Origin of the sequence: Cucumibacter marinus DSM 18995 (assembly GCF_000429865.1) — a bacterium.
Lineage (GTDB): Bacteria > Pseudomonadota > Alphaproteobacteria > Rhizobiales > Devosiaceae > Cucumibacter > Cucumibacter marinus.
On sequence record NZ_KE386980.1, the window covers coordinates 170,459 to 182,889 of the forward strand.

11 protein-coding genes are annotated in these 12,431 nt (G+C 63.4%); 5 read left to right on the forward strand and 6 right to left on the reverse strand.

The features are described from left to right. Positions 1-290: 290 nt before the first annotated feature. The 6 genes from rsmA to G489_RS0118395 all read right to left on the reverse strand — a co-directional run bounded on the left by rsmA (position 291) and on the right by G489_RS0118395 (position 7,671). The gene (gene rsmA, locus G489_RS0118370) at positions 291-1,121 is read right to left on the reverse strand and encodes a 16S rRNA (adenine(1518)-N(6)/adenine(1519)-N(6))-dimethyltransferase RsmA (protein ID WP_029042746.1); all 831 of its coding nucleotides are present in this window, start codon (positions 1,119-1,121) and stop codon (positions 291-293) included. Positions 1,122-1,130: 9 nt separating this feature from the next. Beyond that, on the reverse strand, positions 1,131-2,135 hold the full coding sequence (gene pdxA / locus G489_RS0118375; RefSeq protein WP_029042747.1) for a 4-hydroxythreonine-4-phosphate dehydrogenase PdxA: 1,005 nt from the start codon (positions 2,133-2,135) through the stop codon (positions 1,131-1,133). A gap of 5 nt (positions 2,136-2,140) precedes the next feature. Beyond that, entirely contained in the window at positions 2,141-3,067 is a 927-nt protein-coding gene (locus G489_RS0118380) for a peptidylprolyl isomerase (RefSeq protein WP_029042748.1), read from the reverse strand. A gap of 88 nt (positions 3,068-3,155) precedes the next feature. Continuing rightward, on the reverse strand, positions 3,156-5,441 hold the full coding sequence (locus G489_RS0118385) for an LPS-assembly protein LptD (RefSeq protein WP_029042749.1): 2,286 nt from the start codon (positions 5,439-5,441) through the stop codon (positions 3,156-3,158). A 41-nt stretch (positions 5,442-5,482) separates the two neighbouring features. Further along, positions 5,483-6,553, reverse strand: coding sequence for an LptF/LptG family permease (locus G489_RS0118390; protein ID WP_029042750.1), 1,071 nt, complete (start codon positions 6,551-6,553; stop codon positions 5,483-5,485). Continuing rightward, positions 6,553-7,671: an LptF/LptG family permease gene (locus G489_RS0118395; protein WP_029042751.1), complete on the reverse strand. Its 1,119-nt coding sequence runs from the start codon at positions 7,669-7,671 to the stop codon at positions 6,553-6,555. The genes G489_RS0118390 and G489_RS0118395 overlap by 1 nt, the downstream gene beginning before the upstream one ends. 189 nt (positions 7,672-7,860) lie before the next feature. Here G489_RS0118395 and G489_RS0118400 point away from each other — a divergent pair, with 189 nt between their 5' ends. The 5 genes from G489_RS0118400 to G489_RS21470 are packed head-to-tail and all read left to right on the forward strand — an operon-like array spanning position 7,861 to position 12,202. Continuing rightward, positions 7,861-8,547 (forward strand): metallophosphoesterase family protein, encoded by a 687-nt coding sequence (locus tag G489_RS0118400; RefSeq protein WP_051332824.1) that lies wholly within the window; start codon positions 7,861-7,863, stop codon positions 8,545-8,547. A 36-nt stretch (positions 8,548-8,583) separates the two neighbouring features. Further along, on the forward strand, positions 8,584-10,095 hold the full coding sequence (locus G489_RS0118405) for a leucyl aminopeptidase (protein ID WP_029042753.1): 1,512 nt from the start codon (positions 8,584-8,586) through the stop codon (positions 10,093-10,095). 15 nt (positions 10,096-10,110) lie between these two features. Then, complete coding sequence (locus G489_RS0118410) at positions 10,111-10,560, forward strand: DNA polymerase III subunit chi (protein WP_029042754.1); 450 nt, start codon at positions 10,111-10,113, stop codon at positions 10,558-10,560. Positions 10,561-10,610: 50 nt separating this feature from the next. Then, positions 10,611-11,258, forward strand: coding sequence for a YitT family protein (locus G489_RS0118415; RefSeq protein WP_035873438.1), 648 nt, complete (start codon positions 10,611-10,613; stop codon positions 11,256-11,258). Positions 11,259-11,308: 50 nt separating this feature from the next. Then, a complete protein-coding gene (locus tag G489_RS21470; RefSeq protein ID WP_035873439.1) occupies positions 11,309-12,202 on the forward strand; it encodes a DMT family transporter in 894 nt (297 codons plus the stop codon). Positions 12,203-12,431: the final 229 nt, after the last annotated feature.

Consider the following 12,431-nt stretch of genomic DNA (forward strand, 5'->3'; position numbering starts at 1 on the left):
GGACTCAGGATGGGGGCGGGGCGGTTGCCTGCACTCCCCTCGTCACCCTCGGGCGGCCCGCCGGTGCGAGGCGGGCCAGACCCGAGGGTCCATGAGGCGCTGCGACCTGTCCGACGGTCGTGGATAATCATGACCGGTTCCCAAGGATCAACTCATCATGGATTCCCGATCAAGTCGGGAATGACGGGGGAGCGTGTTGTCGCTCCTGTGACTAGTCTCTGCCCTCACACTGAGCTTGTCGAAGGGCCAAGCATGGGCAAACCAAAAGTCTGACTTGTACTCGAAGCCGGCTAGAGACACCGCGCCAGGGTGAGGAAGGTCGCAACATCGAGTTCCTCGGCCCGCTCGGTGCCCTTGAGCCCCGCAGCCTCGAACAGCGTGTCGAGGGGGACGCCAAGCGATTTGAGGCTCTGTCTGATCATCTTGCGGCGTTGGCCGAAGGCGGCCCGGGTCACGGCTTCCAGCGCCGCAAGGGATGGCGTTTCCGCGATCGGTTGCGGGGTGAGATGCACGATGGCAGAGGTCACCTTCGGCGGCGGCACAAAGGCGCTGGGCGGCACCGTGAAGGCGATATGCGCGCGGGCCCGCCACCCGGTCAGCACCGCCAGCCGGCCATAGGCCTTATCCCCCGGCGCGGCACAGATGCGCTCGGCGACTTCCTTCTGGAACATCAGCGTCAGGCTGTCCCAGGCCGGGGGCCAGGGGGCTGTCGACAGCCAGCCGGTCAGGAGCGGTGTGGCGATATTGTAGGGCAGGTTGGCGATGATCCGTGTCGGACCGTCGGCAAGCGCGCCATAATCGATCTGCATCGCATCGCCTTCGATGATGTCGAGCCGACCGGGATAGTGTGCCGCGATCTCCTCAAGCGCTGGCAGGGCTCGGCTGTCGCGCTCGATGGCGATTACCTTCTTGGCGCCCGCCGCCAACAGGGCACGCGTCAGCCCGCCTGGGCCGGGGCCGACTTCGATCACCGTGTGATTTTCGAGCGATCCCGCTGTCCGGGCAATCCGCAGGGTCAGATTCAGATCGAGCAGGAAGTTCTGTCCCAGCTCCTTCTTCGCCCTGAGGCCGTGCGTGTTGATGACCTCGCGAAGCGGGGGGAGGGTGTCGATCTGCGCCATCAGGTGGGCTTAGCCGTCGCTTAGCGTGTCGGCAAGCCTGATCGCAGCGATGAAGCTGTCGTCCCGAGCTTTGCCGGAACCGGCGAGATCGATCGCCGTGCCATGATCGGGCGAGGTTCGGATGATCGGCAGGCCGAGAGTGACGTTGACCGCCTCGTCGAACGCAACCGCCTTGATCGGAGCCAGTGCCTGATCGTGATACATGGCGATGATGGCATCGAAATTGGCGCGGATCGCCGGCGCGTAGGCCGTGTCCGCCGGCATCGGTCCCGTCACATCGATCTCCTCGTCGCGCAATTGCTCGATCGCGGGTCGGACAATGTCATCATCCTGCGCGCCGAGCGCGCCGCCTTCTCCCGCATGCGGGTTGAGGCCGGTGATTGCGAGCCGTGGATTTTCAATGCCGAAACGAGATCTGAGATCTTGCGCCACAATGCGGCCGGTCGAGGCGATCAGCGCTGTCGTCAGCCGCCACGGCACTTCCATCAGGGGGATATGGATCGTGACCGGCACGGAACGGAAATCCCCCGCCGCAATCATCATGACCGGCATCAGCCGCTCGCCATCGTCACCCTGGCAGCGTGCCGCGATGTATTCGGTATGGCCCGGATGCTTGAAGCCCGCCTCATAGAGCGCCGATTTCTGGATCGGGGCGGTCACCAAAGCGCGGGCGGCGCCGGACTGGCAGTCGGCAACGGCCCTGTCGATCGCTTCAATCACCGCAGGCGCATTGGCGGCATTGGGGCGGCCCGGTTCGTCCGCCGCGCCATTCTCGAGCTCGATCAGGGGCAGGGCGGTCTCGAACACGCTCGCCGCCTTTTTGAGGGTTGTCGGTTCGACCTTGATGTCGAGGCCGAGACGGATGATGCGCTGTTCGAAGAAACTGCGAGGGCCATAGACCGCAAAAGGGGGAAGCGACAGCGCTTCCCGCTTCTGGAATGCGGACAGGATGATATCCGGCCCGATCCCTGCCGGTTCGCCGAAACTGACCGCCAGGGGTGCTTTGTCGGGCATGAAAACTACCGGATTTCGATGGAGGCGTTCTTCTTCAGATTGGCCAGATAGGCTTCCGCCTCTTCCTTGAGCTTCTCGGTGCCCTGTTCCTGGCGCAGCTTGTTCTTGATGAAGGAGGTGTCTTCGGCCTGTGCCTTTGAGCAGATCGCCAGCAGCTGCACGCCATTATTGACCGTGCGCGGCTTGGAGATGCCGCCCACATTGAGGCTGTTGAGTTCGCTGGCAAGCGCATCGGGAAGCTGGGTCGAGTGCCGGCGCCCGAGATCGCGCACCGCTGCATCACGGAATTTCAGCGACAGTTCGACAGCGGAATCGCAGCCATTGAAGGACTGGCGGTAGCGGTTCGCATCGGCGGTGCGGCTCGAAGCGGAAATGCCGGAGCCTTTCGGGATCACAAACAGAATCTCCTTAAGGAGAAAATCGTATGTCTGCCCCTGGATCTGTTCCTGCGCGGCCTTGTCCAGTTCGAGATTCGACAGCTGGACCCGCTGCTGCACGACCTGTTGCACCACCTGCTGCCAGGCCACCTGGGCCTTCAGCCGGCTGCGCAGGGTCATCTCGTTGACGCCGTTGGAGCGCAGTACGTCGCTCAGGCGGCCCGAAGACAGCCCCATATTGGTGGCCACCCGTTCATAGATCTCATCGACCTTGGAACTGGTAATCTTGATGCCGAGCTTTTCGGCTTCCTGCAGCTGCAACGCCTCGTTGATCAACTCGTCCTGCGCCATGGAGCGGCGCTGGGCATTCGACGAGCCGCGGCGTTCGAGCCGCATCAGGCCGGCACGCTGGTTGATCTCCGCATCGGAGATCGGCTGGCCGTTGACAACGACCTTGACGGTGGCCGCGTTCGCGAGGGGCACCGCCACGAATGCAGCTGTGACCGGGGTCATCAGCGCGAAGAGGGCGGCGGTCACGAGGGTATGAAGTCGCATAGCTATCATTCCATTGGGCACGGAGTGCCTGATTGGCCAATAATTGCGGCCTTTTTCTGATGGTAAGTGCGAACCGTGTCAGGCGCGCCTATTCGAATTCCCCAACCGCGCCGAAGTCAACAAGCGGCTTGAGGCTCATGAAGAAGTCAAAGCGCGTCGAATCCGGGCTGGTGATGCTGGTCGGCCCGTAACGGGTCACCGAGGCGCCATAGCCAAGATAACCATCATCATAGCTGACTCCGCCGGAATAGCTCGCGAAGGACATGGCGCCGATATCGTAATGCGCCGAACCGTGCAGATACCAGTAATCGGAGATCGGCAGCTTGGTTTCCGCACCGATTTCGTGGCGCGGGTCGGTCACCCCGCGCGCGGGATTGGGCGCGATATAGGAATAGTCAAAGCCCAGATAGCCGCGGGAGCCTTCATAGCGCGCCCCAAGGGAAGCCCGCGAAACCGCAAAGGGATTGGTATCGACCAGCACCTTGGCGCCGTAGACAAGACCATTGCCGCTCGAGCCTGTCGCACCGGCCACCAGATGCGAGTTGGTCTCATCCAGCCCCGATCCGGCCCCGGCCAGGGCAGGATCCGCCGCAGCGAACGAATTCACCCCGGCCACCTGGTGAGACATGCCGACAATGGCGTCGAACCAGCCACCGCTGTCGAACTGGGCATTGTAGTGCAGCCCCCAGCTCACGCGGGTTCCGGTCTCCTGCCTGTCGGTATTCCCGAACCGGTTGTAGGAGAACAGATTGGTGTCGTCGAACAGGAAGCTCTGGGAATTGTCATTGGTGATGCCCGGTGTCGTCACGCTCGAAGCGCGGTGCACCACTTGCAGGATCGGTTCGACCAGATGCGTCGCGGTGCTGCCATCGGCCAGAAGCGGCCAGCGCACGTCCATCGCGGCGATCGGGGTCAGAGAGAACAGCTCGGACGGGACAGCGGCCGGCCCGTCATACTGGGCCGCATCGGCGCGCAGGCCCAGATAGGGCGAAAACAGAATGCCATTGGTGGTCACGAACTGGCGCGTCCAGCCGCCTTCGACCATCAGGTGCAGCTTGTCGCCCTCGGTGCCGAATTGATGATCCACCCCGCCGACGCTGCGGATCTGATCTGCCCCCCGCAGATAGCGGTCGAGCTGCGCCTTGAGTTGAACCTCGCCACCACCTTCAAGGCGCACGATATGTTCGACCTTGCCGGACGGCAGCAGGTCGGCCTGCTCCGCCTGGTCGGCGGCGTCCACATTGCCCTGCTCGATGAAATCGCTGACCCGGAAATCGGCATAGGTGTCCGTGCTCAGATGGGTGACATAGGCCTCGTTCACCACGCTGGAGCCGAGCGAATAGTCGGGCAGGAATGCGGGGTCGGAGAACGTGGTATATGACCAGCCGGTCGTCCAGTTTTCCGCCGGGGTGAACCGGCCCGTGGTCTGCAAGGCGCCGCGCCAGTCCCGGTCGCCCGGTTCGCCGGCAAATGCACCCGGATCGAACTGATAGATGCCCCAACCCTGGATGGAATAGGAGCCATTATCGAGCCGATGGGTGAAATCGGCATCGAACAGAACGCCCTGCCGTGTGAACAGTGTCGGCGAGAACAGGATGTTCTTCGATTTGTCGATCGACAGGTAGTAGGGGATCGTCAGCCCGTAGCCACGCTGGTTGTTGCGGCTGATCGAAGGCGTGGTGAACCCGCTGACCGTACCGCCGGCCGGCTGCGGCACATAGAAGAAGGGCAGGCGTGCCACGGTGTGTCCGAGCAGTTCGATGCGTGGTGCCTCGAAGTAGTAGGTCTGCTCGGTCTTGTTGTTGATCACCTTGGCGGAGCGGATGCGCCAGCCAATCGTGCGGCCCTTCTCGTCGACACAATCACCGCAGGGCGACAGCACGCCATTCTGATAGGTGACGAGCGTATCGTTTTCGAGATCGGCCCGGTCGGCGGTGACACGCAACCCGTCGGGTCGCTGGAACACCAGCGCGTCGATGAAACCATCACGCAGCTCATTGGTGAGTTCGGCGTAGGTGCCGGTATACTGATTGCCTTCCGGGTCCTCGATGGCGAGATTGCCGATCAGCGTCACTTTGCCGGTGTCGCGGTCATAGACAGCCCGGTCGGCAACCACCCGGTAGCCGCTGAAGAACAATTCGACATTCCCGGTCGCGATCATGTCGTTGTTGCGCGAATCGAGGGTCAGCATATTGGCCCGGACACGCATATCGGCACCGGCGCCCGGCGGCGCGCTGGCGAAGAAGTCGGGTGGCAAGAGCGGCGGGGTCGTTGCAGCGGAAAGGGCCGGGGAGGCGGCCAGCAGTCCGGCGGCGAGCGAGAGCGAAGTGGCGAATACGCGCAAACGCAAAGCACGGGCGAACAACCCGCGCATCTTACTCAAGCTACTCCGTCCGCGGCGGTGATGCACAACGCTCATCCGTCTTCTACATACAAAAGCACCGTCACCCCGATGACGATACTCAAAATCGCGGGTCCCCACGCGGCAAAGGCCGTATCCAATACACCAGCAGATCCTGCCCGATCAGCCAGACTGGTCAGCACATAGACCACGAATCCGAGCAATATGCCATGTAGGATATTAACGCCCGGCGTCCCTGTTCTTCGATAACCGGCGGTAACCGCAAACGCAATTAACAAAGCACCAACAAGCAATAAGGGAAGTGCTTCGAGACGCGATACGCGCATTTGGGCAACAGCCCGCTGGGTATCGCCCAACTCGCCGATCCGGAGCTGCTGCATGATCTCGAAATAGGACATCGAGCTGCCCGCGCCCTGCGCAAGACGCACACGCTCGACCGAGACAAAGCCGGGCAGGATCAGCTCTTCGAAAGGCTCCGTTTCACCCAGCCGGCTGGTCTGCGTTCCGTCATGCAGGACCCAGCGATTGTTCTCCAGCGTGGCGTAGCGCGCGGTGAACAACGGACCGGGGAGGCCGCTTTCCTCTACCGAGAAAACGCTGGTTCGCCCCAGGGTCTTGCCGTCTCGCGACATTCCGCGTGAGCGGATGTGGAACCGCGCATCGCCATCTTCGAGCCCGAGCCAGTGCTCGCCGCCCGAAGGAATGGCGGCCTCTTCCGTGGCACTCTGCCGGCTGGCGTCGAGGCCGCGCTGGCCGGCGATAACCAGCGGATCCACCAGAAAGGACACGATCACGCCGAAAACGACCATCGTAATGGCTGGCGCCGCGGCCATCCGCCAGACCGAAAGGCCGGTCGCCTTCATTACGATCAGTTCGCGATGTTCCTGCATGCTCGAAAGGGTCAGCATGCAGCCGACCAGCACGCCGACGGGAAGAATGTCGAGCAACCAGCTCGACGCGTTGAGCCCGATCTGCGCCAGCGAGCGCCAAAGGTCTGCGAAATTCAGCGTGCCGGTGAAGATCTCGATGACCCCGATCAGCGCCAGCAGGATGGTGAGCGCGTAAAGGCTTCCCGCGACAAGGCGACGGGACAGATGAAAGGAGAGGCGGGGCATCCACAGCATCAGAGCAAGCCCTCAGCCGGTTTCGCTGGCGGTGCAGGCGCCCGCGCCTTGCGCAATCGCCGCCATGCGAAAACAGCGGCGAGCAGGAGCGGCAGGAGCGGCGCCACGTAGATGAACGGGATCATGCCCGGATTCTGCGCAGCGCTCTGCTGGGGATAGAGATTGATCAGGGTGCTGGCGATGGCGATGGTCAGCAACCACAGTTCCGGGGGCAACCAGCGCGACCGGCGTTTTCCACTCGGGAATCCGAGAGCGAACAGCACCAGCGTCCCGAGCGCCAGTGGCTGCAGCATCAGCCCGAAGCGCGAATGGAAAGCCGCCGTCCAGGCCTGGCTGGCTTTACCCGCAAACAGCGCTTCCGAAATCCCCACCGATGTGCGAAGCGCGGGCTGGCGAGCATCGAACCCTGCCGGTCGGCTGAGGTCTTCAAGATTGATCAGGTACCGCGAAAAGCTCACGCTCGACAGCCGTCCGCTTTCCCGGTTCCTGTACTGCACCACCCCGTTGGAGAGGACGACATTGACCGCCTCGGCCTGGGAATCGAGGACGGCCGTGTCCGCGTAAAACGTCTGGCTGCGATCCTCGGCACGATCGTCATGCAGAAAGAACCCGCGCAACGTGCCGTCCGGGTCCCGGCCCTCGATCCGGAACGTCACTCCGTCTGTAACTTCGACATAGGCGCCGGCCCGCCCGGCGCGGGCCACGATGTCGGTGCTGATGCGTTCGTTCTGAATTGTGGACGCACGGTTGGCCAGGGGCTCCACGAAATGGGCCAGCCCGCCCACGAGTACGGTGCCCCCCAGGATGAACAGCGCAAATGCCGCAAACAGAGGCGTTAGGCGCCCGGCACCGTGGATGATGTGGAGTTCGCGCGTTGCCGAAAGGTGCCTGAGACTGCGAGCCAGCCCGAGCATCATCGAAATCGGCAAAACCGCCTGAATGACCACCGGCAAGACGAGCCCGGCCTGCAAGATCACATCGGCCAGTCCCTGGCCTTTGCCCGTGACCAGGTCGAAATAGCGGATCATCTGCGACAGGAAGCCGATAAAGGCGATGACAACGAGGATATTCCCCGTGTCCCGAGTGAACCGCATCGCCAGATAGCGGATGAGACGCATCTGTTCTCCCGTCGCCGCCATTCCCGGCGGGTTGTTGTGGGGCCACGACAGGCTAGCTGCCGCCACCGGGTCTGCAACTCTGCCCGCCCCCGCGGACGCCGCAGAAATTTTCGCCGCCACACAGTCGCCAATTGCGCGCCGAAGCACTAGGGTCGGGGCGCGAATAACTGTTAGCTGTTGCGGCGTAATATGGCGAATTGTGTGTTTGCGGTCGGAGATATCCACGGCCGGCTGGATCTTCTTGAGCCTATGCTCGAACAGATTGCGGCCAGCCCGGGTTTCGGGCGCGATTCGCAGCTGGTGTTTCTTGGCGATTATGTTGATCGGGGCGGCCAGTCCGCCGGTGTGATCGACCTGCTGGCGTCGCTCGACGGGCGGGACAACGTGCATTGCCTGACCGGCAATCACGAGATCGCCATGCTCAACTTCCTCTCGGATCCGGTCCGCTATTCGGCCTGGCTCGATTGGGGCGGCGATGCCACCATTTTGTCTTATGGCGTACGGGCACCCCATGACAGCGATCATGCGGCCTTTGTCACCGCGCTTCGCGACGGGTTGGCGGCAGCCATGCCCGACCATCACCTCAGGTTTCTGCGCGGGCTCAAGTCTCACCTCGTCATCGATGAGACGCTTTATGTTCATGCCGGTATCCGGCCCGGCGTGCCGCTTGCCGAGCAATCGCTCAAGGACATGACCGAGATCCGGGCGGCCTTTCTCAACCATCGCGGCCCGCACCCCTATTATGTCGTTCACGGCCACACGCCCGTATCCGAACCGGAAATCCTCGATAATCGCGCCGACATCGATACGGGCGCATTTGCATCGGGCCGTCTGACCTGTCTTATTGTCGAGGACGGCGACCGCCGTCTTCTGTGATTCCTCAACCATCCGCCCGCACTCCGGAGTGAAGTGATGCCCCAGACCCTTTCCGTGAAGACCGCCGCGCATCCGGCCAAGAAGACCGAAATTCTGGTGCTCTATGTGGGCGAGGGTCTGAAGCTCGGGCCGGAGGCCGAAAAGCTGGTGAAGGCCGGCGGGCTGGACCTGAAGAAGCTGGCCAAGGCCGCGAAATTCAACGGCAAGCCGAGCGAAACCATGGGCGTGCTGGCCCCCGAAGGGATCGACGCCGACCGCATCGTGATGCTGGGTTATGGCAAGCACGACACCGACCTCAAAACGGCGCGGGCCCGCGGTGGTCAGCTTGTGACCATTCTCGAAGCGCTCAAGGCCGAGAAGGCAGCGATTATCCTCGACACGCCCGACACGGATCCGGCCTATGTGGGGCGGTTGGCCGAAGCGCTGAAGCTGCGCCACTACAAGTTCGACAAATATCGGGCCGGCAAGGACAAGGGCGACAATGGTAACGATGCACCCAAGCCCCCTGCCAAGCTGACCGTGACGCTTTGCGTCGATGACAAGCGCGCGGTGGACAAGGCGGTCGCCGACCGCGACGCGGTGGCCGAAGGCATCATCCTCGCCCGCAACCTCGTCAACGAGCCGCCCAATGTTCTGGGTCCGGTCGAGTTTGCCGGGGTCGCCAACCGGCTGTCCGATTTCGGCCTCGAGGTCGAGGTTCTGACCGACGAGCAGATGCGCGAACTCGGCATGGGCGCACTGCTGGCGGTGGCCCAGGGCTCCGAACGGCCCGGACGGCTCGCGATCATGCAGTGGAAAGGCGGCAAGAAGGGCGCCGCCCCGGTCTGTTTCGTCGGCAAGGGCGTGGTGTTCGACACGGGCGGGATATCCATCAAGCCCGGTGCCGGCATGGAAGACATGAAGGGCGATATGGGTGGCGCGGCAGCAGTGGCCGGCGTGATGAAGACGCTGGCCCTGCGCAAGGCCAAGGTCAACGCCGTGGGGGTCATCGGCCTTGTCGAGAACATGCCCGACGGCAAATCCTATCGCCCCGGCGATATTATCACCTCGATGTCCGGCCAGACGATCGAAGTGGTCAACACCGATGCTGAGGGCCGGTTGGTGCTGTGTGATGCCCTTCACTATGTGCAGGACCGGTTCAAACCCGAAGTGGTGATCGATCTCGCGACGCTGACCGGCGCGGTCCTGGTGGCGCTCGGCCAGGAATATGCCGGGCTTTTCACCGATGATGATGGCCTCGCGACCGCGCTCTCGGAAGCGGGTGAGACCTCGGGCGACAAGGTCTGGCGCCAGCCGCTGCACAAGAACTACGACAAGATGATCGATTCCAAATTCGCCGACATGAAGAATGTCGGCGGCCGCTATGCCGGCTCGATTACCGCGGCGCAGTTCCTCAAGCGTTTCATCAACAAGGACCAGAGCTGGGCCCATCTCGACATCGCCGGCACCGGCTTCGGCGCAGGCGAGAACGACACCAACCGCTCCTGGGGCACCGGGTTCGGCGTGGCGCTGCTCGACCAGCTGGTGCGCGACCGGGCCGAGAAATAGGCCGATACGCGCAAGATGACCGAGATCCTGTTCTACCATCTCGAGCAGCGCCCCATGGAAAAGGTGCTGCCTGTGCTCGTGGAAAAGAGCCTCGAGCGAGGCTGGAAGGCGGTCATCGAGGTCGGCACCGAGGAGCGGATCGAGGATATCGATGCGCTGTTGTGGACCTATACCGACGAGAGCTTTCTGCCCCATGCGATTGCCGGCAATACCGACGCCGATGCCCGCCAACCGGTGATCCTCACCAATGGCAGGGCCAACCCGAACCAGGCCAATATCCGGTTCTATGTCGACCGCGCGGTGCCGGACGGGGAGGGGGACTATGAACGGCTCGTCTATCTTTTCAACGGTCACGACCCCGAAGCCATTGCCGATGCCCGCGGCGCCTGGAAGGCCTTGCGCGATGCCCATGCGGTGACCTATTGGCAGCAGGACGAAAACGGCCGCTGGTCCAAGAAGGCCTGACCTTTCCTACCGCGCGGCCATCAGGGCACACACAGACCGGGCAGAACACCATGGCGGGCAAATCCATCACCCAGTCGGTCGAGGACCTCTCGCAACCGACCATCCGCAAACACTCATTGATCGAGGACGCCGCCGCGATCCTGCTGGCGGCGCTGTTCGTCGCCCTCGGCGTTGCGCTCTATACCGAGGCGACGCTGTCGACCGGCTCGACCGCCGGCGCGGCCATGCTGCTGCACTATGTAACCGGCGTTCAGTTCGGCATCCTGTTCTTCTTCATCAACCTGCCTTTCTACGCGCTGGCGCTCTGGCGCATGGGAATCATCTTCGCAGCCAAGACCGTGGCGACTGTCGGCCTGATCTCGGTTTTCGTGGCGCTCACGCCGGACTGGGTCTCGGTCTCCAACCTGCACCCGGTTTATGCCTCCATCGTCGGCGGTGGGCTGATGGGCACTGGCATGCTGATGCTGATCCGGCACAAATCCTCGATGGGCGGCGTCAATATTCTCGGGCTCTACCTGCAGGAGAATTTCGGCATCCGCGCCGGCTATGTGCAGCTCGGCATCGACATGGCGATCCTGGTCGCGGCCTTCTTCGTGTTGCCCTGGGACCGGGTGATCTATTCGCTGATCGGTGCCTTCGTCCTCAACATCATCATCGCGCTCAACCACCGGCCGGGCCGCTATTTCGGCATGAGCTGATCCGTCTACCCTGTCGCCGGCCACCCTGCCGGGCGGGAAACGAGGCTGTCATGAACGCCTATTCCGGGGTCGGGCTGCGCCTGCTTGCGGCCTTCCTCATCACCGCCATGTCGGCGCTGGTGCATGGTCTGGCCCAGACCGTGCCGGTGGGGCAGATCATCTTCTTTCGCTCGGCGGTCGCGCTGATTCCGATCCTTGCCTATATGGCGCTGCGCGGACAGCTCCCCGGCGCACTCGGCACCAGCCGCCCGGGCCTGCATGTCACCCGCTCGCTGTTCGGCACGCTGTCCATGGCCTTCTCCTTTGTCTCACTGGCCTATCTGCCTGTCGCCAACGCCCAGGCCCTCGGCTATCTCGCCCCGGTGTTGACCCTGCCGCTCGCCGCGCTGATGCTGCGCGAGCGCATGACCCCGGCCATCATCGGAGCGGTAGCGCTCGGCTTTGGCGGGGTGATCGCCATGCTCTGGCACGCTTTCGATGTCCCCGGGAACGGTGCGCTGATCGGGGTTGGCGCCGGGCTCGGCTATGCCGTCACCATGGCCTTTGTGCGGGTGCATATCAAAGCCATGACCGCGACCGAGAACCCGGCCACCATCGCCTTCTATTTCGCGGTGACCGCTTCGGTTGCCGGGCTCGCCACGCTGCCTTTCGGCTGGGCCGCAATTGACTTCCAAGCACTCCTCTGGTTGTGCGGCGCCGGGCTGCTGGGCGGTCTCGCCCATATCGCGGCGACCGAGGCAGTGGCCCGCGCGCCGGTCGGTGTGCTGGCGCCATTCGACTTCACCGGGCTCGTCTGGGCACTGGGGTTCGACCTTGTCCTGTTCAGCGTTTTTCCCGACACGTTGGGTCTGCTCGGTGCCGCCGCCATCACCGGCGCGGCGCTGATCGTCACCTTTGCTTCGGCCCGCCCCGCCGCGCGGGGCGCCGATCTGCGCGGGCGGTAGGGGCGCTTCCGCCCGCGCCCTTCGTGGTTCGGTTTCACCTCGCACCTCAGGGTGAGGGCATCGATTTAGTCTCACGGCGCGCACCGCTCCGGTCACGACGCTGGTCGCTGTGACCTCCACTGCGCCTGCGACGGCGCGGCGCAAAAGTGCGCCGGGGTCCTCATTCGGGCTGCGCCCTCTCTCGTCCTCCTTTTCCCTCGCCAGGTATTTCGGGCCGCCCCGGACTTGA